This is a genomic window from Mesorhizobium sp. KR2-14 (assembly GCF_040049255.1).
GTDB lineage: Bacteria > Pseudomonadota > Alphaproteobacteria > Rhizobiales > Rhizobiaceae > Pseudaminobacter.
The window spans coordinates 268,082-290,111 of record NZ_JBDZDR010000001.1 but is presented as its reverse complement, the minus strand read 5'-3'; the positions used below and the strand labels follow the sequence as shown (position 1 = coordinate 290,111).

At 64.2% G+C, this 22,030-nt stretch carries 13 protein-coding genes; 8 read left to right on the top strand and 5 right to left on the bottom strand.

Annotated elements, in window-relative coordinates:
- Positions 1-89 precede the first annotated feature (89 nt).
- Together ABLE86_RS01325 and gltX are read left to right on the top strand one after the other, a co-directional pair.
- On the top strand, positions 90-1,892 hold the full coding sequence (locus ABLE86_RS01325) for an ABC transporter ATP-binding protein (RefSeq protein WP_348777110.1): 1,803 nt from the start codon (positions 90-92) through the stop codon (positions 1,890-1,892).
- Positions 1,893-1,984: 92 nt separating this feature from the next.
- On the top strand, positions 1,985-3,358 hold the full coding sequence (gene gltX / locus ABLE86_RS01320; RefSeq protein ID WP_348777109.1) for a glutamate--tRNA ligase: 1,374 nt from the start codon (positions 1,985-1,987) through the stop codon (positions 3,356-3,358).
- On the opposite strand, the gene ABLE86_RS01315 is transcribed toward gltX, so the two are convergent.
- The 3 genes from ABLE86_RS01315 to ABLE86_RS01305 all read right to left on the bottom strand — a co-directional run bounded on the left by ABLE86_RS01315 (position 3,276) and on the right by ABLE86_RS01305 (position 7,816).
- Positions 3,276-4,418: a DUF2865 domain-containing protein gene (locus ABLE86_RS01315; RefSeq protein WP_348777108.1), complete on the bottom strand. Its 1,143-nt coding sequence runs from the start codon at positions 4,416-4,418 to the stop codon at positions 3,276-3,278. The two genes, gltX and ABLE86_RS01315, sit on opposite strands and share 83 nt — an antisense overlap.
- 124 nt (positions 4,419-4,542) lie before the next feature.
- Complete coding sequence (locus ABLE86_RS01310; RefSeq protein WP_348777107.1) at positions 4,543-6,870, bottom strand: NADP-dependent malic enzyme; 2,328 nt, start codon at positions 6,868-6,870, stop codon at positions 4,543-4,545.
- A gap of 166 nt (positions 6,871-7,036) precedes the next feature.
- A complete protein-coding gene (locus ABLE86_RS01305; RefSeq protein ID WP_348777106.1) occupies positions 7,037-7,816 on the bottom strand; it encodes an SDR family oxidoreductase in 780 nt (259 codons plus the stop codon).
- 151 nt (positions 7,817-7,967) lie between these two features.
- Between ABLE86_RS01305 and ABLE86_RS01300 the strand changes: the two genes are divergently transcribed.
- Both ABLE86_RS01300 and ABLE86_RS01295 read left to right on the top strand, forming a co-directional pair.
- Positions 7,968-8,756, top strand: coding sequence for a UDP-2,3-diacylglucosamine diphosphatase (locus ABLE86_RS01300; RefSeq protein WP_348777714.1), 789 nt, complete (start codon positions 7,968-7,970; stop codon positions 8,754-8,756).
- A gap of 129 nt (positions 8,757-8,885) precedes the next feature.
- On the top strand, positions 8,886-10,103 hold the full coding sequence (locus ABLE86_RS01295) for an MFS transporter (protein ID WP_348777105.1): 1,218 nt from the start codon (positions 8,886-8,888) through the stop codon (positions 10,101-10,103).
- Here the strand turns inward: ABLE86_RS01295 and dgcA are convergent.
- Positions 10,074-11,057 (bottom strand): N-acetyl-D-Glu racemase DgcA, encoded by a 984-nt coding sequence (dgcA, locus tag ABLE86_RS01290; protein ID WP_348777104.1) that lies wholly within the window; start codon positions 11,055-11,057, stop codon positions 10,074-10,076. The genes ABLE86_RS01295 and dgcA overlap by 30 nt on opposite strands.
- Positions 11,058-11,133: 76 nt before the next feature.
- Between dgcA and ABLE86_RS01285 the strand changes: the two genes are divergently transcribed.
- The 4 genes from ABLE86_RS01285 to ABLE86_RS01270 all read left to right on the top strand — a co-directional run bounded on the left by ABLE86_RS01285 (position 11,134) and on the right by ABLE86_RS01270 (position 15,215).
- Positions 11,134-12,309 (top strand): ABC transporter permease, encoded by a 1,176-nt coding sequence (locus ABLE86_RS01285; protein WP_348777103.1) that lies wholly within the window; start codon positions 11,134-11,136, stop codon positions 12,307-12,309.
- A 17-nt stretch (positions 12,310-12,326) separates the two neighbouring features.
- The gene (locus tag ABLE86_RS01280) at positions 12,327-13,139 is read left to right on the top strand and encodes an ABC transporter ATP-binding protein (RefSeq protein ID WP_348777102.1); all 813 of its coding nucleotides are present in this window, start codon (positions 12,327-12,329) and stop codon (positions 13,137-13,139) included.
- A 14-nt stretch (positions 13,140-13,153) separates the two neighbouring features.
- The gene (locus ABLE86_RS01275; RefSeq protein WP_348777101.1) at positions 13,154-14,527 is read left to right on the top strand and encodes an MlaD family protein; all 1,374 of its coding nucleotides are present in this window, start codon (positions 13,154-13,156) and stop codon (positions 14,525-14,527) included.
- 109 nt (positions 14,528-14,636) lie between these two features.
- Complete coding sequence (locus ABLE86_RS01270) at positions 14,637-15,215, top strand: ABC-type transport auxiliary lipoprotein family protein (RefSeq protein ID WP_348777713.1); 579 nt, start codon at positions 14,637-14,639, stop codon at positions 15,213-15,215.
- A 132-nt stretch (positions 15,216-15,347) separates the two neighbouring features.
- Here the strand turns inward: ABLE86_RS01270 and ABLE86_RS01265 are convergent, their stop codons facing one another.
- Positions 15,348-21,953: a kinesin gene (locus ABLE86_RS01265; RefSeq protein WP_348777100.1), complete on the bottom strand. Its 6,606-nt coding sequence runs from the start codon at positions 21,951-21,953 to the stop codon at positions 15,348-15,350.
- Between the last annotated feature and the right edge of the window lie 77 nt (positions 21,954-22,030).

Genomic DNA, 22,030 nt, shown 5'->3' with positions numbered 1-22,030 from the left:
CGCAACCGCCCCGGCGGTTTTCCGGCTCGTCGCGGTTTCCAACATCTGAACTCTCTGGGATCGGGCCGCCTGTCGCGTCCGAATGAAGCATGGCACGTTTTCACATGGATTGGCGCGGCGGCGCTTTCCGCAGCGTTCTCCGATTTGCCTTTCGGCATTGGCAGCGTCAGCCGATCCGGCTGGCGGTCATCTCGGTAGCCTTCCTCGTTTCAACAATGGCGGACGTCCTGATACCGCTTTATTCGGGCAAGCTGGTTGCTGCCGTTGCGGACGGCGCGGCCAGCGACGCGGTGGCGTGGAATGCTGCGCTTGTCGCATTCCTGATGCTACTGGGTTTGGGTTTGGGCGCCATAGTTACGCGCCACGTGGCCTTCATGGGCATGGTGAACCTGGGGCTCAACATGATGTCCGAAATTGCGGTGGACGCGTTCCACCGCATCCAGCGCTTCTCCACCAACTGGCACGCAAATGCCTTCGCCGGCTCGACCGTGCGCAAGGTGACGCGCGGCATGTGGGCGCTCGACCTTCTGAACGACACGCTGCTGATCGCGCTGCTGCCCTCGGTCATCATGCTGGTGGGCTCCACGCTGCTGCTCGGATGGTACTGGCCGATGATGGGCGCGATCGTGGCGCTTGGGTCCATCATTTACGCCGCGATGACCATGCTGTTGTCGCTGGCATATGTGGCCCCGGCGGCCAGCCTTGCCAACAGCTGGGACACACGGCTGGGAGGGGTGCTTGCCGATGCGGTAACCTGCAATCCGGTGGTGAAGGCGTTCGGGGCCGAAACGCGCGAGGAAGCCCGCCTCTCCAAGGTGATTGGCAAGTGGCATCACAGGACCGCGCGCACCTGGACGCGTGGAGCGATCAATGGCACCGCGCAGGGCATGACGCTTCTCGTTCTTCGGGCGGCGGTGATCGGTTTTGCATTGCTGCTGTGGTCGCAGGGCAAGGCAAGCGCCGGCGACATCGCCTTCGTGCTGACCTCGTTCTTCGTGCTGCAAGGCTATCTGCGCGACGTAGGCGTGCATGTTCGCAACCTGCAGCGTTCGGTAAACGACATGGAGGAACTGGTCGCAATGTTCGACGAGCCGCTGGGCATCGAGGACAAGCCTTACGCAAGGCCGATCATCATCGACGAGGGCCGCATCGATTTCGAGCAGGTGACCTTCCACTACGGCACCCATCACACGCCGCTCTATCGCGACTTTTCCGTCTCCATCGCACCGGGCGAGCGGGTGGGGCTGGTGGGGCATTCCGGTTCTGGCAAGACCACCTTCGTGAAGCTCGTGCAGCGGCTCTACGACGTCAACAGCGGGCGCATCTCGATCGACGGGCAGGATATTTCGCAGGTACAGCAGGATTCGCTTCGCGGGCAGATTGCCATCGTGCAGCAGGAGCCCGTGCTTTTCCATCGCTCGCTGGCCGAGAACATCGCCTATGCGCGGCCTGGCGCGACGCAGGCACAGATCGAGAATGCCGCGAGGCTCGCCAATGCGCACGACTTCATCACCCGCCTGCCGAAGGGTTATGGCACGATGGTGGGCGAGCGCGGCATGAAGCTTTCGGGCGGAGAGCGCCAGCGCGTGGCCATCGCCCGCGCCTTCCTCGCCGACGCGCCGATCCTGATCCTGGACGAGGCGACGTCGAGCCTGGATTCGGAATCGGAGGTGCTGATCCAGCAGGCCATGGAGCGGCTGATGGAGGGGCGCACCACGCTTGTCATCGCTCATAGGCTCTCGACAGTGCGCTCGCTGGACCGGCTGCTGGTATTCGATCGCGGCCGCATCGTGGAGGAGGGCGACCACGACGCGCTGATCCGCCTGAAGGGCGGCATCTACCGCCGCCTGTTCGAGCGTCAGGCGCTGGAACTGACCAAGGGGCTTGTCTGAGGCAGTCTGGGGCCGCGCTTTGGGCGCGGTCCCGAGCCTGCCAGCGCTTTGCCAGCCTTGCCAAGGCCAAATGCATCCGTTAACCGGTGCAAATGACCGTAACCGTTCGCTTCGCCCCGTCGCCGACGGGCCTCATCCATATCGGCAATGCGCGTACCGCGCTGTTCAACTGGCTGTTCGCCATGAAGAATGGCGGCCGCTTCATCCAGCGTTTCGACGACACGGACATCGTGCGTTCGAAGCAGGAATATGCCGACGCCATCCTGTACGACCTGCATTGGCTGGGCATCTTCCCGGATGCCACCGAATATCAGTCGCGTCGCTTCGACCGCTATGACGCGGCGGTGGAGAAGCTGAAGACTGCGGGCCTGCTATACCCTTGCTACGAAACCCAGGAGGAGCTGGAGTTGCGTCGCAAGATCCGGCTGTCTCGCAAGCAGCCGCCCGTCTATGGCCGCGAGGCGCTGAAGCTGACGGCGGAAGAGCGCGAGGCGCTCGAGGCCGAAGGCCGCAAGCCGCACTGGCGCTTCCTGTTGCCGAATTTTTCCACCGATCCGTTCGAGCCCGAACGCACGGAAGTCCAGTGGAATGACCTCGTGCGCGGCGACGAAACCGTCGATCTCGCTTCTCTGTCGGATCCGGTCCTGGTGCGTGAGGACAGCACTTATCTCTACACGCTGCCTTCCGTGGTGGACGATATCGAGATGGGCGTCACGCACATCATCCGCGGCAACGACCATGTCACCAACACCGGCGTGCAGATCGCGCTCTTCAAGGCGCTGGGAGCGGAGCCGCCCGTGTTCGGCCATCACAACATTCTGACCACCAGCGACGGCGAGGGGCTTTCCAAGCGCACCGGGGCCCTGTCCATCTCGGGCCTGCGCGAATCGGGCATCGAGCCTATGGCCGTGGCTTCGCTGGCGGTGCTGATCGGCACTTCGGAAAGCGTTGCCGCCATGCCGACCATGGCGGAACTGGCCAGCCGCTTCGACCTCGCAACCACGTCGAAATCCGCCTCGAAGTTCGACCCCGAGGAGCTTATCGTCCTCAACCGCGCGCTGCTCCACAACATGCCGTTCTCGCAGGCGCGGGACCGGCTTTCGGCGCTCGGCATTTCCGGCGAACAGGCAGAGCCTTTCTGGCTTGCCGTACGCGGCAACCTCGACAAGCTGGCCGATGCCGCCGGCTGGTGGCGCATTCTGCGGCAAGGGCCCGACCAGCCGATCGAACTGGCTGGAGAAGACGCCGACTTCGTGTCGCAGGCACTCGATCTCCTGCCGGAAGAGCCGTGGGATCGCTCGACCTGGAAGGACTGGACCGGCGCTGTGAAAGAGGCAACCGGCCGCAAGGGCAAGTCGCTGTTCATGCCGCTTCGGCTGGCGCTTACCGGCCGTGCCTCCGGGCCGGAACTCGCAGATTTATTGCCTCTTCTGGGTCGGGAAGGAACGTTGGCCCGACGACCCTGACCTTGCGGTCCGGGTCCAGGTCGCGAATGGCCGCAGGCTCGTCGCCGGCGGCGACCGTTGCCATTGCTTCGGGGCTTGCGACGCTTTCCACGCTTGCGGCAGGCGCTGGCGGCTCCGGCTTGACGATCGATGCCGAGAATTCCGGTTCGGCCTCGGTCGGAGCTATGGCCGCAGCGGGCTGAACCTCGGCCGCTTCCTGCTGCGGCGGGTTTCCGGCGATGATCTCGAAATTCCTGGGCGCGTTGCAGCTGCAGCCTTCGGGCGTGGCGGAGCTTCGATAGCGAAAAGCCGCCGGCAGTCCGGAATAGGGCATGCTGGACTGCGCCGAGATCATTTCGGTTGCCGTGTCGCCGTCGGCTTCCCCGTAGAAAAGCTGCATTTCGGCATTGGGGCACGCCGCCTGGCAGTTCTTCTGGTCACGCGTAAATTGGCCGCGCGAAGAGGCCGGCGACATCGGGAAATAGTAACCGTCGCAGGTGCGTACGCAGAAGGTGCGATAGGTGCCAGCAAGGCGGCCGATGCCTTCGCCTGGGTTCAGCACTCTTTGAACTTTGCGTTCGCCGGCCTCGGCGGCCGTCTGCTCGGTCGCCCGCGTCCGGCTCAGAATCCGTTCAATGGCGCGAGCATTTTCGGTCGCGGCCTCTATGCGCTGCGGTGCCTGCCGGCAGCCATTGGCGTCGATCGCAGCAATGATCTGGGCCTGTGACCTGCCCGGACGGACACGGCCACGCTTGCGCTCCAGCGCATCCAGATTGCTTTCCATTCTGGCGAGATTGTCGTTGAGCTTGGCGCAATCCTCGACCGCGCGGCCGAACATGGAAAAGCCGCATCCGGCGGCGCGGGCCCGGTTGCGCACCCGAACGATCTGTTCGCGCTGCTTGGCGATTGCGGCGTCATATTTTTCGGTGCGGGCTGTCTTTGCTCCACCGGCGAGTTCGGCCTCGAGCTGGCGGCACAGGCGAGCATCGGCAAGCGCCAGCGGCATACTGGCGAGGAGCCCTGCAAATATGGCGGAAAAAACAGCGATTGCGCGCACGAACCCGTTCGATCCGGCCGTCATCATGTACCCCAAGAAACTCAACTTGGCCGGCTGCCGGGCAGCCGGCGAAAATCCGCCTCCGACTAGCACGAGCAGGTTAACTGCCTGTTTGCAGTTTGGTCCTGCCCGTGCGGGACTGACGCTGTCAGTCCGAGTTAGCCATGGTTGCTTGCGCCTTGTGCGAGGCTTCGACCACTGCCAGCGCCGTCATGTTGACGACACCGCGCGACGTAACCGAAGGCGTGAGGATATGCGCCGGCTGCGCCGCGCCCAGAAGGATCGGCCCGACATGCAGGGCATCCATCATCTGCTTCACGGCGGTAAGAGTGATGTTGGCCGAATCGAGGTTCGGGAACACCAGCAGATTGGCCTCGCCCTTCAGCGTGGAGTGTGGATAGACCCTCTGCCGCAGATGTTCGGCAAGGGCCGAATCCGCATGCATTTCGCCGTCGCTCTCAAGATCCGGTGCGACCTTCTTCAGGATGGCCGCGGCTTCCCGCATCTTCAGGGCGCTGGGTGTGTCCCGCGAGCCGAAATTCGAATGCGACAGCAGCGCCGCCTTTGGCTCGATGCCGAAGCGCCTGATCTGTTCGGCTGCCAGGATGGTCATTTCGGCGATTTCTTCCGCACTCGGGTCGACGGTGACATAGGTGTCGGTGAGGAAGATCACGCCACGGCTCGAAATGAGCATCGACAGCGTCGACAGGTCGCGATGGCGCACACCCTCGCGCGCGCCGATGATCAGGGTGACATTGCGCAGGTGCCGCGCGAAGCGGCCTTCGAGGCCGCAGATCATCGCATCGGCATCGCCGCGGCGGGTCGCCAGCGCGGCGATCGCGGTGGTGTCGGTGCGCACCATGGTGCGGGCGGCTTCCTGGGTGATGCCGCGCCGCCCGCCAAGCTGGATCATCAGGTCGACATAGTCGCGGTAGCGCGGATCGTCCTCGGGGTTGATCAGCTCGAAGTCGGTGCCGGCGCGAATGCGCAGGCCGTAGCGCCGCAGCCGCGTGTCCACCACGCTTGGGCGACCGATCAGGATCGGCTGCGCGATGCCTTCCTCCAGAACCACCTGCGCGGCCCGCAAAACGCGCTCGTCCTCGCCATCGGCATAGATCACGCGCTTGGCCGACGAGGTCTTCGCCGCTGCGAATACCGGCTTCATGACCAGGCCTGAGCGGAACACGAAGCGGTTCAGGCGATCGATATAGGCCGGGAAGTCGGTGATGGGACGCGTGGCCACGCCGCTGTCGCAGGCGGCCTTCGCAACCGCCGGAGCGATCCGCAGGATGAGACGTGGATCGAAGGGCGAGGGGATCAGGAAGTCAGGTCCGAAAGTCGGCGTCTCGCCGGAATAGGCGCGGGCCGCGACGTCGGAAGGCTCCTCGCGGGCCAGTCCGGCAATGGCACGCACGGCGGCCAGCTTCATCTCTTCGTTGATCGCGCTCGCGCCGCAATCCAGCGCACCGCGGAAGATGTAGGGGAAGCAGAGGACGTTGTTGACCTGGTTCGGGAAGTCGGAACGGCCGGTGCAGATCATTGCGTCGGGCCGTGCCGCACGCGCTACCTCGGGCATGATCTCGGGGGTCGGGTTGGCCAGCGCCAGGATCAGCGGCTTTTCCGCCATGTGCTGCAGCAGTTCAGGGCGCAGCACGCCGGCGGCCGACAGCCCAAGGAAAACGTCGGTGCCGCCGATGACGTCGTCCAGCGTGCGCGCGTTGGTGTCCTTGACGTAGGGGGCCTTCCAGCGGTCCATCTCTTCGACGCGCCCCTTGTAGGCGACGCCGTAGCGGTCGGTGACCCAGATGTTCTCGATCTTCGCGCCGAGCGAGACCAGCAGGTTGAGGCAGGCAAGAGCTGCAGCGCCCGCGCCGGAGGTGACGATCTTGACGTCCTCGATCTTCTTGCCGGCGAGTTCCAGCCCGTTTAGGACAGCGGCTGCGACGATGATGGCGGTTCCGTGCTGGTCGTCATGGAAGACCGGAATGCGCATCCGCTCCTTGAGGCGCTCTTCCACTTCGAAGCATTCGGGCGCCTTGATGTCTTCCAGGTTGATGCCGCCGAATGTGGGTTCCAGCGCCGAGATGGTCTCCACCATGCGCTCGATTTCCGGCGCGTCGATCTCGATATCGAACACGTCGATGCCTGCGAATTTCTTGAACAGGACGGCCTTGCCCTCCATCACCGGCTTGGAGGCCAGCGGGCCGATATTGCCGAGGCCCAGAACAGCAGTGCCGTTGGAAATCACGCCCACAAGGTTCGCGCGCGCCGTATAGTCGGCCGCGGTGGCCGGCTCGTCGCGGATTGCAAGGCAGGGGGCTGCCACGCCGGGCGAATAGGCGAGCGCCAGGTCGCGCTGGTTGCCAAGCGGCTTGGTGGCCTGGATCTCCAGCTTTCCCGCTACCGGATATTTGTGGAAGAACAGCGCCGCCTCATCGAGGTCGGAGCGTTTGGTGTTGTCTGTTTCCATGTCCATTTCCGCCGCTTACCCCGCGCACGGTCGCATTCGACCGCCTTTTGCCCTAGCAATCCGTCTTTCAGACATCGTCGAGTGGTCGGAAAGGCGTGGGATCGATAATTCCAGTGATTCCAATTGCTTGGAACCACTATTTCGCCAATTGAGTCAGATGTGTGTCGTCGCGTCAAAACGCGCTGACATACAGGCCGCCATCCACCGGAATGTTCTGCCCGGTAATATAGCCCGCATGCGCCGAGCATAGGAAGGCGCAGATCTGGCCGAATTCTTCCGGCGTGCCGAGGCGCTTGGCCGGTATGTCCGCGCTCAGCCGCAGCTTGCGCTCGCGCGCGGCTTCCGGGGTTTCCTCTACGCCCGTTCCATGCGTGGTGCGTAGGCGATCGGTGTCGAGCTTGCCGGGCAGCAGGTTGTTGATGGTGACGTTCTGGCTTGCGACCGTGCGTGCCACGCCTGCCAGGAACGAGGTGAGCCCGGCGCGCGCGCCTGACGACAGGTCCAGTCCCGGTATCGGGACATAGACCGACAGGGACGTGATGTTGACGATGCGCCCGAAGCCGCGCTCGGCCATGCCGTCAATCACTGCCTGCACGAGTTCGATCGGCGTGACCATGTTGTTGGTGACGCCTTCGAGAATTTTCTGGCGGTCGAGTTCGCGCAGCGGGCGCGGCGGCGGCCCGCCATTGTTGTTGACCAGGATGTCCGGCGCAGGCGCGGCGGCGAGCAGATCCTTCTGAACGGCAGGGTCCGCGACATTGCCTGCAATCTCGATGACGTCTACGCCGAACCGGTCCCGAAGCTCGCGTGCGGTTGCCGCAAGGGCCGCCGGGTCGCGACCGTTGACCACGAGGTTGCAGCCCGCCTCGGCCAGCGCCGTTGCGCAACCGCGGCCCAGCCCGCGGCTCGACGCACAGACGATGGCCGTCTTTCCTCGAATGCCGAGATCCATGATTTGCTTCTCCTCTGCAGGGTTGCGAACCTAGCTTGCGTGGCAAAAACCGCAACCGTCATACGCCTGTTGCATGGGGGCTTCATAGGCTTGCGCGACAGCAACGGAACAGAAGCCCATCCCCGGCGAAGCGCCACGCAAATTCCGCACCCTGTTCATTTCCGATGTCCATCTCGGCTCCAAAGCGGCCAAGGCGGTGTTTCTGATCGACTTCCTGCGCCACCACGAAGCGGAAACGATCTACCTTGTTGGCGACATTGTCGATGGCTGGCGGCTGCGGCGGTCCTGGCACTGGCCGCAAAGCCACAATGACGTCGTGCAGAAGCTGCTACGCCACGCGCGCAAGGGCACGAAGATCATCTACATAGCGGGCAATCACGACGAATTCCTGCGGATGTTCCAGGGTGTTCATTTCGGCGGCATCGTCGTTGCCGACCGGGCGATTCACAAAGCCGCCGACGGCAAGAGCTATCTGGTCATCCATGGCGACCAGTTCGACATGGTCGTGCACAATGCGCGCTGGCTCGCCTATCTGGGCGACAAGGCCTACGACATGGCCATCATGGTCAATCGGATGGTGACGCGGCTGCGTCAGTGGCTCGGCATGCCCTATTGGTCGTTCTCTTCCTGGGCGAAGGTGAAGGTCAAGAAGGCGGTCAATTTCATTGGCTCGTTCCAGGACGTCTTGGCCGATGAGGCTCGACGTTCGGATGTCGATGGCGTGATCTGCGGGCATATTCACCACGCCGCGATCGAGGATTTCGGCGACGTGCGCTATGTCAACACCGGCGACTGGGTGGAGAGCTGCACTGCGGTGGTCGAGCATTTCGACGGGTCGATGGAGATCGTCCACTGGCCGCAGGCGATCGCCCGGCCAGTACGCCGCAAGCCGCTCCGCGTGCCGGCCGAGATGGAAGAGGCCATCGGCAAGGCAGCCTGACGCCGCTCCCACCGCGCCGCCCGGCCCGAAATCGGCGGCGCTGTTTGCCCGGTGGTGTCCCCATGCTATGGGGCAGCAGCGTGACCGATCCCATTTCGCATGAGTCGCGCTTTCTGGATCGCCCCCTCCATGTCGTCGTCGCAAACGCTCACTGCGGCCCAGTTCGTGAAGCCGCGCTATTTCGAACTGCGGATATCGCTCATCTACCTGATGGTCTTCGTACCGGTGGGCGTGCACCTTCCGTATTTTCCGCTGTGGCTGGAAACCAAGGGATTCGATGCCGGCCACATCGCAATCATACTGTCGGCACCGATGTTCCTGCGTGTCTTGACCACGCCATTCATCACGAGCCTGGCAGACAAGGCGAACGACCGCGCCAATGTCCTGATTCTGACGGTAGCTGCCGCGCTGATGCTGTCTTCGGGCTACTTTCTGGAGCCCGACTATCTGACCGTGCTGCTGGTGTCCCTGGTTCTGGCCGTGTTCTGGACCCCGCACACGCCATTGGCCGATTCGCTCGCGCTCTCGGGCGTTCGGCGCTTCGGTGCGAACTATGCCGGGATGCGGATCTGGGGCTCCATCGCCTTCCTGGCCGCCAACCTCGCTGGCGGTGCCGTGCTATCAGTCTATGGAGCGGACGCCGTTCCCGCGATGATCACCGGCGGTCTTGCCGCGATACTGGTTGTCGTGTGCTTTGCTCCGCGACTCGGGCGCCCGCGGCGTGCTTCGCCGTTGTCGGCGGCTGAACTCCAGGAGGTCGCGCCGAAGCTCCTCAATGCCTATTTCCTGTTCTTCGTCATAGGAGCGGGCATCATCGTATCCAGCCACGGCTTTCTCTATGGCTTCGTGTCCATCTACTGGAAGTCGATCGGCATCAGCGAAACGCTGGTCGGCCTGCTATGGGCCTGGGGCGTGGTGGCCGAGGTTGCCATGTTCATGGTTTTCACGAGGGTCTTCGGCCATATGCGCCCCGTCGTCTTGCTGGTGATGGCCGGTGTGGCGGCAATGCTGCGCTGGGCCTCATTTCCGCTGATCTGGCCGCTGGGCGCGGGTGTCGCCGGCTTCTTCGCGTCGCAGACGCTGCATTCCATCTCCACCGGCCTGATCTTGATCGGGGTGCAAAAGATGATCGCCGAGACGGTGGTTGAAGAACGCATGGGCGCGGCGCAAGGCATTGCTTTCTTCGCCAGCGGCTTCTCCATGGCAACGGTCACGCTGTTTTCCGGCCTGCTCTACGAACAGCTCGGTGTCGGCGGCTTTTATGTGATGGTGGCGGTGGCGGCGCTGGGCATCGCTTTCATCTGCCTGGCGGCGCGCTCAGCCCCAAAGGGCCGCCTGGGGCGGTGACACCAGAGAGCCTTCGTAGACCAGACCCGGCTCGCGGTCGCGCGCGAGCAGCAGCGGCCCGTCCAGGTCGACGAAATCGGCACCCTGCGCCAGCAGCACGGCTGGCGCCATTGCCAGCGACGTGCCGACCATGCAGCCGACCATGACCGAGAAGCCGAGTTCGCGTGCGCGGTCGCGCAATTGCAAGGCCTCTGTCAGCCCACCGGTCTTATCCAGCTTGATGTTGATGGCGTCGTAGAGACCGACCAGCGATGCCAGATCTTCGATGCCGTGGCCGCTCTCGTCGGCGCAGATCGGCACGGGGTGCGGAATGTCGCGCAGGATCCCGTCCTTGCCCGCCGGAAGCGGCTGCTCGATCAACGCGATGCCGAGATCGGCCGCCAGCGCCAGGTTCTGCCGGATGTTTTCGTCGTTCCAGCCTTCATTGGCGTCGAGGATGATGCGGCTGTCGGGTGCAGCCTTCCGCACCGCCTCGATGCGCGCGATATCATTGTCGCTGCCGATCTTGACCTTCAGCAGCGGGCGCCAGGCATTTTCAGCGGCTTGGGCGGCCATGGCTTCAGGGCTTGAGAGCGACAGGGTGTAAGCCGTTTCCAGCGGCTGCGGCTTCGCGCGGGAAATGGTCTGCCAGACGGGTACTCCAGAGAGCTTCGCTTCCAGATCCCACAGCGCGCAATCAATGGCGTTGCGGGCTGCGCCCGCTGCCATCGACTTCATGAGGGCGTTGCGGTCCATGCCCGCCGCAATCCGGGGCGCCATCGCTTCGATCGCCTCGCGCACACTTTCCATCGTCTCGCCATAGCGCTTGTAGGGCACGCATTCGCCACGGCCGACGGCCGGCCCGTCGGCAATCTCGCAGACGATCACCTCGGCCTCGGTCTTCGAGCCGCGCGAGATGGTAAAGGTGCCGGCGATCGGAAAGCACTCGGCATTGACCGAAAGGACACGCGGCATGTTTTTTCTCCAAATTCTTGGACCGGCAAAGCTGAAAAAGTGACAGAGCCTCGATGACGGGATATGACAGGCTGTCATGACTATCAATGCTGCCGACGAAGCGAAAACCGCAAAAGAGCAGCCGCCCTTCATCGGCGAGGCGGAGCATGACGGCGTGCGCGCCTATGTCTTGTCGGGCACCTGGACGACGCGAACGGTCGCGCTGGTCGATGCTGAGATGCGCCGCCTCGAAACACGTAGGGACAGCGAGCCCGTGGTACTCGACCTTGCAGGGGTCGAAAAGATCGACACTGCCGGCGCCTGGCTGCTTGAAAGGCTGATCGCTGCGCGGGAGGCGCGCAATGCCGAGGTCAGGCTTACCGGCGAGAGCGAAGAGGCCACCATCCTTCTCGGCGCCGTGCGCGATGCCTCGCGGCGGGGCGGGGAGGTGGAACGGCCCAAGCCGCCCGGCCTCGTCATAGCGTCGCTGGAAGCGATCGGGCGCACGGTCTACACGATCCGCGACGACTTCCTCGCCTCCATGAACATTTTGGGCTCCACCATTCGCGGGGCGCAGTTGAAGCTTGGCCGCGGCCATGCCGTCAATCTGGCTGCGATCTTTCACCAGATCGACCGCATGGGCGTGGGCGCAGTGCCCGTCGTGGTGCTGATGTCGGCGATCGTGGGCGGCATCGTGGCCCAGCAGGGCGCCTACCAGCTTCGCTATTTCGGCGCCGACATCTTCGTCGTCGACCTGGTCGGCATCCTGATCCTGCGCGAACTCGGCGTCTTGATGACGGCGATCATGCTGGCGGGCCGTTCCGGCAGCGCCATCACCGCCGAGATCGGCTCGATGAAAATGCGCGAGGAGGTAGACGCGCTCAAGGTCATCGGGCTCAATCCTGTCGGGGTGCTGGTCTTTCCGCGCCTTGTTGCGCTGGTTATCGCGCTGCCATGCCTGACCGTGATTGCCAATTTCGCCGCACTCGGCGGCGCGATCGTGATCTCGTGGTTCTATTCGAACATCACGCCGACCGCGTTTCTCGACCGGTTGCGTGTCGGCATAAGCCTCAGCACGATTTTTTCCGGGCTGATCAAAGCGCCTTTCATGGCCATGGTCATCGGCATTCTTGCCTCCGTAGAGGGGCTGAAGGTCGGCGGCAGTGCCGAGTCGCTCGGGCGCCACGTGACTGCCTCGGTGGTAAAGGCGATCTTCGTTGTCATCATCATGGATGGCGCATTTGCCATCTTCTTCGCTTCGATCAACTTCTGAGGCGAGCGGCGATGGTCATGGAAACGATTACGGACCAGGTGAATGGATACGGCCGCCCGGACGGCGAGATCGTTCTGGAGGCACACGGCGTCACCGTCGGTTTCGGCGACAACATCGTACTCGAGAACCTTTCGCTGGACATACGTCGCGGCGAGATCCTCGGTTTTGTCGGCGCGTCCGGCAGTGGCAAATCGGTTCTGCTGCGCACCGTTCTCGGCCTTACCAAGAAGCGCGCCGGCACGATCAGGCTCTTCGGGGTGGATGTCGACGAGGCCACCGACATGGAGCGAATGCGGCTGGACATGCGCCTTGGCGTTCTTTTCCAGCACGGCGCGTTGTTTTCCTCGCTGACCGTGCGGGAAAATGTCCAGGTTCCGATGCGCGAATATCTGGACCTGCCGAAGAAGCTGATGGACGAGCTGGCGCTCCTGAAGGTGGAACTGGTGGGGCTTCCACGCGATGCAGCAGAAAAGTTCCCGTCGGAACTGTCGGGCGGCATGATCAAGCGTGCGGCGCTGGCTCGCGCCCTGGCGCTTGACCCTGACCTTGTATTTCTCGACGAGCCGACCTCGGGCCTGGACCCCATCGGCGCGGCCGACTTCGACGAACTCGTGTCCAAGCTGAGGGACACGCTGGGTCTTACCGTCTACATGGTGACACACGATCTCGATAGTCTGTTCACTGTGTGTGACCGAATTGCCGTTCTCGGCAAGAAAAGAGTGCTCATCGAAGGCACGATCGAAAACATGCTTGCCAGCGAGGAGCCGTGGGTGAAGTCTTACTTCCGCGGCAAGCGCGCGCGGCACATCGATCTGTCGGCCAGGAGATAGAATAAAAGTCGCGAATGGAAACCAGAGCCAACTACGTAATCGTCGGAATTTTCACGCTCCTTGCGATCCTCTCCGCCTTTGCCTTCGTCTATTGGACCGCGGCGATCGGCGAGAGGGGCGAGACCGCGATGTTGCGCGTGCGTATTCCGGGGTCGGCATCAGGCCTGGGGCGCGGCAGCGCCGTGCTTTTCAACGGCGTGAAGGTTGGCGATGTACGGCGCGTCTTCATCGATGTCGAGAACCCGAGCGTGGCGATCGCCGACACCGAAATCGATCGCCTGACCCCGATCACCAAGTCCACTCAGGCCGATATCGGTCTCACCGGCCTTACGGGCCAGGCGAACATCGAGCTCAAGGGCGGCAATCCGCACGAGGTAAATCTGTTCGAGGAGGCCGAGTCGCAGGGCAAGGTCGCGGAGATTACTGCCAGCCCCTCCGCCGTGACCAATTTGCTGCAGACGGCGCAGGACATATTCAAGCGCGCCGATACCCTGCTCAGCCAGCTGGAAGGCTTTGTGAGCGACGTTCGCGTGCCGCTCACCCACACGGTTTCCAATGTCGAAAAGTTCTCCAACGCCCTTGGCCGCAATGCCGAGGGCGTGGACAGGTTCCTTTCGAGCGTCAGCAAGCTCTCCGAGGAACTGGTGGGCGTCTCGGGGAGGCTGGATAGCACCCTGAAGGCGGCGGAGGATCTGCTCAAGGCGGTGGACAAGGACAAGGTTTCGCAGATCGTCACCAATGTTCAGAAGGTCACCCGCGATCTGAGCGAGAACACAAAGGAATTCGACCGGATCATCGCAGGGGCCCAGAAGGCCGTCGGCTCGATCAACACCTTTGCCGAACGGGGCAGCAATACCCTGGACAAGGTCGATGGCATTCTCGAAAGCGTCAATCCGGAGACGGTGCGCACCACGCTCGGCAACATCGAGGCTGCGAGCCGCGACGCCAAGAGCGCGGCAAGCGACGTGGCGAAAGTCACCGAGAAGTTCAGGGGCCGCTCCGGCGATATCGATCGCATGATCGGCGACGCGACGGAGCTGGCGCACCGCCTCAACGCCGCTTCCGTGCGGGTCGATGGCATATTGGCCAAGGTGGACAAGCTGCTGGGTTCTGGCCAGACGGAGGGTATGATGGCCGAGGCCCGCGACACGCTGAAGGCCTTCCGGCAGGTTGCCGACACGCTCAATGCGCGCCTGGGCACGATTTTGAGCGGCCTTCAGCAGTTTACGGGACCGGGCTTGCGTGACGTGGAGTCTTTCGTGCGCGACGGCCGCCGGTCGATTAACCGGATAGAGCAGGCGATTACGGATCTGGAACGCAACCCGCAGCGCATCCTTACGGGTGGAGAGGGAACCGTCCGCGAATACGACGGACGCGCGCGGCGTTGACATTGACGAACGCCCATTCGAAGAAGGCGTTCTAGGGTGAGGGAATGACCGCCAGCTTCGTGCAAGCTGGGATCTTGGGGACGGGTTTGCGGTGAAAACGCTTCAATTGATGTCGGGCATTGCCTTTGTCGCATTGTCGCTCTCGGGTTGCGCCCTGCTGGGCGCCAAGCCCGAGCCACTCGACACCTACGAGCTTTCGGCCCCGACGGCCGAGGCGAAGCATGCACGCCGGCGCATGCAGATTCTCATCGCCGAGCCGCCCGCACTCAAGATGCTGGACGGCCAGAACATCGTCATCAAGCGCAAGTCGGGCGTCATCGAATATCTGAAGGGTGCGCAGTGGGCCGACCGGCTGCCGCGCGTGGTGCAGGCGCGGCTGGCCGAGACCTTCCAGCGTTCGGGCGCCTTTGCCGGCGTAGGGTTGCCGGGCGAGGGGCTGGCGATCGACTATCAGGTCATTGCCGAGTTGCGCGCGTTCGAAGTGTATGTCGACGGCAGCCGCAGTGCGGATGTCGAGTTGTTCGTGCGGCTACTCAACGACCGCAACGGCGAGGTGCGCGCGTCGCGCAGCTTCAGTGCCACCTCGCCGGTTTCCGGCAGCGGCAACGATTCCTACATACGCGGACTGGACCGTGCTTTTGGCGAGGTCGCGCTCGAAATCGTCAAGTGGACCGAGTCGACAATCTGACCACGGTCCGGCTCTAACCACGTCGAACCTGCCAGGCGGCAGTGGAGCCCCGGAGCAAGTTTCACAAACAATCAGCAGGCAAAGAAAAAGGCGGGAATTTCCCGCCTTTTCCTTTTTCCGGTGGGCCGCCGCTTACCGCAGGCGCCCGCTGGCGTGAGCCAGCATGGTGTAGACCTTGCCGGTGTCAGACGACAGATAGGTCTGCGACATGACGTTGTCCTGGTCGTTCCGTGACACGTCCTTAAGCAGCTTATCGAAATCGTCGCAGTAGCGATCCACGGCGGCACGGAACTCGCCGTCGGCCTGATACTTGCGGCGGATCTCGTCGAAAGTCTGCTGGCCCTTCAGCGTGTAGAGGCGTCGCGTGAACACGTCGCGTTCGCCACGGCGATAGCGGTTCCACAGCTCGATCGAGGCGTCATGATCGATGGCGCGCGCAATGTCGACCGAGAGCGAATTCAGCGATTCGACGACATGGGCCGGTGACCGCGTGGGCGCGGCAGGGCGGGGTGCGTCGGCGACCGCCGCCTTGCGCATGCTGTCCTCGCGCGACGCGCCGGTCAGCAGGTCGCGAACCCATCCACCAGGCTGGCTGCGTGCGCCTTCACGCGGACGCGCAGTCCTCTCGGCATCGGCATCCAGTGTGCCGCGCAGGGCGAGGTCGCCCGCCTGAGTGGGCTGGGGCGCAGCCGGACGGCGTGCCGGCTCGGCCGGCCGCGGCTGAGGTGCACGTTCGCCAACGTCCATCGTGCGGCCGGACTTTGCGACGATGTCGGACAGCTCCTTCAGCGCCTTGATCTGCTCGCTCACGGCGCGGCGCATCGCGGTCGTCGACTGCTTGGCCTCCTCCGGCATTTCGAGCACGCCCTGCTTCAGCTCGGCGCGGGTCGCGTCGAGGTCGGTCTTGATGGAGCTGGCCGTGCGCCGCATCTCCTCGGTGGCGTCGGCGAAGCGCTTGGTGGCCGACTCGACCACTTCGGTGATCGCGTTGCGGATCTTGTCGGTGGAGGCGATGGTGCGTCCTTCCGCCTTCTCCAGCGCCTTGCCGACGAGGTCTTCAAACGAGCGCATGACGCGTTCGAGATCCTCCGACTTCTTGACCAGGCCGACAGCCAGGTCGTCCAGCGAGGATTGCCGCCCCAGCGTGTGCTCCAGGTTGTTCTGGGCCGCGCTGAGCAGTTCGGACGCGCTCGACAGGAGACGGCCGTGCTCGTCGAAGCGCGTTGCAATCGACGCCACTTCCTTCAGCGTGTTCGACGACAGGTCGGCGAGGCGGCCGGTGTTGGAGTCAATCAGCCGAGCCGAGCTTGCGAAGGTCTGCGCCGCCTTTTCGGTGGTCGCGGCGAAGCTCTGCGTGCTGCCGGCGAGACGTTCGTCGACATTGGCGAGGTTGGTGGCCGCGCGTTCGATGAGCTCGTTGAGCTGCGCGCTGGAATCCGAAAGCCTGCCGATCAGGTCGCCGACGCCGTCGGCCAGTGAGCTGCGGGCGCCTTCCACTGCCGACAGCGTCTCCGCTGTGCGGGTGGCGAGCGCGTTGACGAGTGCGGCGTTCTCGGCGCGCAGGCGTTCGGTGGCGCGCTGCGTGGCGTGCTCCAGGCCGCGCTGCAGCTCGTTGCCGCTTTCGGCCAGACGGTCCACCAGCGGGCGTGCGTTCTCGTCCAGGATCTTGCCGATCTCGGCCGAGCGCTCTGCAAGCATCGCGTTCAGTTCGCGGGTGTTGGCGCCGATGGTGCGGGCGGCCTCATTGGTGCTCTGGCCGATGTGCTGTCCCACGGCGGTGAAGGTGTCGGCGATGGTGTTGGCACGTGCGACGAGCTGTGCCTCTGCCTGCGAAACCTGCTCGTTGAGCTTCTGTCCAACCGTTTCGGCGCTTGCGGCGAGGCGGTCTTCCGCTCGCGCCACATGTTCGTCCACGCGCGCGGCCGCCTGGTTGATGCCCGAAGCGAAGCGCTGGTCTGCGCCCGAAAGCGTCTCTTCGATCGCCTTGGTGCGTGCGTCCAGTTCGGCAGCCGTCTGCTGCGCGCGGGCAACCACTCGCTGCTCGGTTTCGGCAAGGGCGTCTGCAACGCCGGAGACCTGCGAGCCGATGACCGTGGCACCCTCGGCGATGCGAGCGGCGATGCGCTGATCGGCATTCTCGAAGATCTGCCCGATTTCCGAAGCGCGTCCGGCAAGCGATTCGGCGCTTTCGTTGATGCGGGCAGCGATTTTCTGGTCTGCGCTTTCGAAGACCTGGCCGATCTCCGCGGCACGTCCCGAGAGGGTAGCGGCCGTCTGGTCGACGCGAGCCGCAATTTGCTGGTCCGCGCTTTCGAAGACGCGCCCGATTTCGACTGCGCGGCCCACCAGCGCGTCGGCGCTGGTGTTGATGCGGGCGGCAATGCGCTGATCGGCGTTCTCGAAAACCTGTCCGATCTCCGCCGCGCGGCCGGCAAGGCTGTCGGCCGTTTCATTGACGCGGGCCGCCAGCCGCTCGTCGGCTGCTTCGAAGTTCCTGACGATTTCCACTGCCCGTGCGCCCAGCGTGGTGGCACCATCGGCAATGCGCGACACGAACTGCTGGTCGGCTGCGTCGAAGATGCGGCCGAGTTCAGCGGCGCGTGCGGCAAGTGCTTCGGCCGATTCGCCAATGCGCTGGCCGAGGCGGTGATCGGCGTCCTCGAAGTTGCGCAGAATGTCGCCGGCGCGTGTCGCAAGCGAGTTCGCGGTTTCGATGGCGCGGGCCACCAGCTTCTGGTCGGCATCGTCGAAAGTGCGGACGAGATCGCCGGCGCGGGCCGCGATGGCATCGGCCGTCTCTTCGGCGCGCGCAATAAGCGTTCCGGAGGTTTCCTGGGCGCGGGCGGCGAGGCGATTGTCAGCCTCCTCGAAGGCGCGGGTGATGTCGTTGGCGCGCGCGAGCAGGGCGGCTGCGGTCTGTTCGGCGCGCGCCGCGATCTGGCGGTCGGCATCGGTGAAGGCGCGGCCGGCCTCCTCGTTGAGAGCCGCGGTAACCTCCATGACCTTCTCGCGAAGCGAGCCGGCAACAACCACGGCGCTGTTTTCGAGCACTGTGCGGACATTGTCCACGCCCATGGTCAGGGCGCGTTCCATGGTGCTGGTGCGCTCTTCGATGACGCCGGTCTGGCGGCGGAAGGCTTCCTCAATCTTCTCCACGTCGGAGGCGAGGGCCTCGGAAATGTCGATGCGCTTGTCGGCGATGATCTGGATGTGCGTGGAGACGGCGTCGTCGATCTCGCGGCGCGTTTCGGCCAGACGCGTCAGGTCGTCGTCGAGGGCGCGGGTCAGCATGTCGCGGCCTTCGGCGAGCTTGCCGATTTGGCCAGCGATGATCTCGTCGATGCCAGACCGGCTGTCCGCAACCTTCTGCAGGTCGGCTTCAAGCGCCTGGGTGAGGACGTTTCGGCCCTCTGTGATTTTTTCGACCTGGGCAGCGACCAGCCCGTCGATCTGCGAGCGCGAATCCGCCAGCTTCTGCAGGTCGGCCTCCAGAGCGCGCCTGAGAATGTCGCGACCCTCAGCCAGCTTCTCGACCTGGCCGGCCACGAGGCCGTCGATGCCTGAGCGGCTCTCGGCAAGCTTCTGGAGGTCTTCTTCCAGAGTGCGGGCCAGCATGGCGCGGCCTTCTTCCAGGCGGCGGGTCTGGCTGGCGATCAGGCCCTCGATATTTGCGATGTCGGCCTCCAGCGCGCGGGTCAGCACGCCGCGGCTCTCGCTCACCTTCTCGGCCTGGTTCGCGACGACGCCGTCGAGGCTAGCGACATCCGCTTCCAGCGCCCGCGAGAGCATCTTGCGGCCTTCGACCAGCTTTTCGGCCTGGGCGGCAACAAGCCCCTCGATGCTTGCAATGTCGGCTTCCAGCGCACGGGTAAGCACGTCGCGGCCATGGGCGAGGCGTTCCAGCTGGCTGCTGACGACGCCATCGAGCGAGCCGTGGCCATCGGCCAGCTTCTGAAGGTCTTCTTCCAGCGAGGCCGTCAGCATGCGGCGGCTCTCGTTGAACTTCTCGGCGTGGCGGCCGATCATGGCGTCGATGCTGGCGACGTCCTGCTCCAGCGCGCGGCGCAGGATATCGCGCCCCTCGGCAAGCTTCTCCACCTGCCCGGCGACGAGGCCGTCTATGCTGGCCCGGCTCTCGGCGAGCTTGCCCAGATCGTCTTCGAGTGCGCGCGTCAGAAGTTCGCGGCCCTCCGCCAGCTTTTCCACCTGGCCGGTGACGAGCCCATCAATGCTGGCGCGGGTGTCGGCCAGCTTGTTGAGGTCCTGCTCCAGGGCGCGCTTGAGGATGTCGCGGCCCTCGGCGAGCTTTTCAACCTGACCAGCCACGAGGCCATCGATGCTGGAGCGGGCTTCGGCCAGCTTTTCGAGGTCCTGCTCCAGGGCGCGCTTGAGGATGTTGCGACCTTCGGCGAGCTTTTCGACCTGACCCGCAACGAGTCCATCGATGCTCGAGCGGCTTTCCGCGAGTTTGCTCAGGTCGTCCTCGAGTGCACGTGTCAAACGCTCGCGGCCTTGATCCAGCTTCTCGATCTGGCCATCGACCAGATGGTCGATCGTGGAGCGGCTTTCGGCGATCTTGCCGAGATCGGCTTCCAGGGCGCGCGTGAGCACTTCGCGTCCCTCGGCGATCTTTTGGACCTGCCCGACGACGAGATTGTCGATTTCGCTGCGGCTCTCGGCGAGCTTGTTGAGATCGGCTTCCAGGGCGCGAGAGAGAATGTTGCGGCCTTCACCGAGCTTGCCGACGTGGCTGGCGACCATTTCGTCGATGTTGGCGCGGGTTTGGGTGAGCTTGTCCGAATCCTCGGTGAGGGCGCGGGCGAGGCTTGCGCGGCTTTCGGCCAGCCGTTCCAGATGTTCGCCGAGCGAGGCGTCGATGGTGGCGCGCGATTCGTTGATCTTGCGCAGGTCCTCTTCCAGCGCCTGCGAGATCTGGGCGCGGCCTTCGGCCAGCTTCAGAACCTGCAGGTCGACTGCCTCGTCGATGCTGGCGCGGCTTTCCTCGAACCTGGCCAGATCGGCCTGCAGCGTCGAGGCGATGCGCTCGCTGCTTTCCGCGAACTTGCTGGCGTGTGCGTCCACGGCTTGGTCGATGCCCTGGCGAGCATCCGCAAGTTTCTGGAGGTCTGCCTCGAAGGCATCGGACACGGTATGCCGCGCCGCTTCCAGGCGGTCGGCGAATTCGTTGGCGCGCGCCTCCAGCATGGTGGAGGTCGACATGACCATATCGCCCATCTGGGATCCAATTCTCGCGCGGCCTTCCTCGATCATCGCCGAGAGATTCTGGTTGCCGTCCGAGAAGGTGGTGGCGATCTCGCGAGTGCGCTCGACAAGGGTCTCGTTGATCTGGCGTGCGCGCGCCTCAAGTGCGGCGTTGAGCTTCTGCGTGCCGGTGTCGAGTGCCTCGGCCCGGGTCTGGAACTCGCTGATCAGCGCCTGGCCGCGCTCGGCCAGGGTGCGTTCGATGCCCTTGAGATTGCTGTCGAAGTCGGCGTTGAGCGTGCGCGTGGCGTCCCCAAGCAGCGAAACCATGCCGGCAGTGCGGTCGTCCAGCAGCTGCGACAGCGAGCGCGTCATGTCGTCGGCGCTCTGGTTCAGCTTGGCGATGCGGGTATCGAGCAGGCTGGCAAAGGCTTCGCCCGAGGTGCTGATGCGATCGCCTATGGTGTCAAGGCGCTGGTCGATCGAGTCGAACAGCGACGAGCCGCTTTCATTGATGCGATCGATCAGGGAATCACCGGAGTTGGTGATCGTCATCGACAGTTTGGTCGATGCGCCGAGAATGTTCTGACGGATGATGTCGCCGGCCGAATCGAGTTCGTCGCGGAGCGTTTCATGCGCACCGGCGATGGACGCGCGCACGCGCTCGGCATGGGTGACGACAGCCTCGCGCTCGCTGCCCAGGCCGTCGACTAGCGTGCGGATGCGCGCTTCGTTCTCGGCATAGGAGCGCTCGATCTGGCTCACCTCGGTGTGCACCAGCGTCTCCAGTTCGACTGCGCGAGCGAGCGTGCGCTCGATGCCTTCGCCCATGGCCGCCACTTCGCGGCGCACGGCCTGGCCGACGGCCATGACGCGGTCCTGGGCCAGGTTTTCCGGCTCGGCGAGGCGGAACGCCACCTCGGTCATGGATTGCGCGGCAAGCCGCATTTCCTGGGCGCGGCGAATCATCAGGGCAAACGCCCAGAACAGGATGATCGGCGTGATCGTGGCCACGCCAAGCAGGATCATGTAGGGCTGCGCCAACACCTGGTCGATCGACCTGATCTCCAGGAGGCCCGGTGAAAACAGCTTGTTCGCCAGCAGGGCTCCGCCGCCCACCCAAATTGCGGAAAGCAGTGCGACAGCCCAATAGACACCGCTCGACGAACGGCGGTTTATGCTGCCGAGCAGCGTGCGGTAGTCTTTTTGCTGGTCGTCGTTCGCGGGCGAAAGGCCGTTCGGCCGCGGGCTCGAGGTTTCGACAGGGCGGAGGCTGCTCGGCAACGCCGGTGCCGTATGAACCGAGGGCTTGGGCTCCTGCTTGACGGGTGCACTGGCGGCGGCCGCAGCCTTTTCGGCGCGGCTCTCGCGGGCCAGTTCGTCAGCCGCCTGGGATATCTGCGCCTCCAGGTCTTCCATGGAGGCGGCGATGTCCAGCTCGTCAGCGCCGGCTGCCAGATCAAAATCGAGGGCTTCCTCAAGCTCCTTGGCAACGTCCAAATCGAGATTCTTCGTTGTCGAGCTTTTTTTCGCCATGTCGCCGTTACCCTGTACTCATTGCCGCGAGGCCGCCAAAAAAGTGGCTCATAAAAACTCGCGTCGAGGCTTTTTAT

Excerpts from the sequence above, each read along its gene's own strand:
- ABLE86_RS01265 (WP_348777100.1), bottom strand. The coding sequence starts at position 21,953 with ATGGCGAAAAAAAGCTCGACAACGAAGAATCTCGATTTGGACGTTGCC.
- gltX (WP_348777109.1), top strand. The coding sequence starts at position 1,985 with ATGACCGTAACCGTTCGCTTCGCCCCGTCGCCGACGGGCCTCATCCAT.
- ABLE86_RS01280 (WP_348777102.1), top strand. The coding sequence starts at position 12,327 with ATGGAAACGATTACGGACCAGGTGAATGGATACGGCCGCCCGGACGGC.
- ABLE86_RS01305 (WP_348777106.1), bottom strand. The coding sequence starts at position 7,816 with ATGGATCTCGGCATTCGAGGAAAGACGGCCATCGTCTGTGCGTCGAGC.
- ABLE86_RS01325 (WP_348777110.1), top strand. The coding sequence starts at position 90 with ATGGCACGTTTTCACATGGATTGGCGCGGCGGCGCTTTCCGCAGCGTT.
- ABLE86_RS01270 (WP_348777713.1), top strand. The coding sequence starts at position 14,637 with ATGTCGGGCATTGCCTTTGTCGCATTGTCGCTCTCGGGTTGCGCCCTG.
- ABLE86_RS01310 (WP_348777107.1), bottom strand. The coding sequence starts at position 6,870 with ATGGACATGGAAACAGACAACACCAAACGCTCCGACCTCGATGAGGCG.
- ABLE86_RS01285 (WP_348777103.1), top strand. The coding sequence starts at position 11,134 with ATGACTATCAATGCTGCCGACGAAGCGAAAACCGCAAAAGAGCAGCCG.
- ABLE86_RS01315 (WP_348777108.1), bottom strand. The coding sequence starts at position 4,418 with ATGACGGCCGGATCGAACGGGTTCGTGCGCGCAATCGCTGTTTTTTCC.
- dgcA (WP_348777104.1), bottom strand. The coding sequence starts at position 11,057 with ATGCCGCGTGTCCTTTCGGTCAATGCCGAGTGCTTTCCGATCGCCGGC.
- ABLE86_RS01275 (WP_348777101.1), top strand. The coding sequence starts at position 13,154 with ATGGAAACCAGAGCCAACTACGTAATCGTCGGAATTTTCACGCTCCTT.
- ABLE86_RS01295 (WP_348777105.1), top strand. The coding sequence starts at position 8,886 with ATGTCGTCGTCGCAAACGCTCACTGCGGCCCAGTTCGTGAAGCCGCGC.